Genomic DNA, 231 nt, shown 5'->3' with positions numbered 1-231 from the left:
GCTATCCCAGTCCGTTTCTTTGAGCTTGTCAATTTGCGCCTGCAAGTTCAATTTCGTTGCTGCATTAGGTGTGAGACCTGTGATCACGTGGGGCGTGTCCCGGTAGTCCGCCAGTGCCAGTTCTAAAGCTTGTTCCATTCCCCTTGGGGTCTGATCGGAGAGCTTGATTGCTTTTCCCACGGTTTTCATGGCGCACTCCGCGGGATTTCCTTGAGGGTGATAGGGGGGAAT

The 231-nt window shown here is 53.2% G+C and carries 1 protein-coding gene; it reads right to left on the bottom strand.

Annotated elements, in window-relative coordinates:
- Positions 1-189 (bottom strand): hypothetical protein (locus JEM65_RS21505; protein ID WP_199603797.1); only part of this gene is annotated, 189 nt, incomplete at its 3' end.
- Positions 190-231: the final 42 nt, after the last annotated feature.

It is taken from the genome of Gelidibacter salicanalis (assembly GCF_016469035.1).
Classification (GTDB): Bacteria; Bacteroidota; Bacteroidia; order Flavobacteriales; family Flavobacteriaceae; genus Gelidibacter; species Gelidibacter salicanalis_A.
This window is presented reverse-complemented; position numbering and strand designations above follow the sequence as displayed.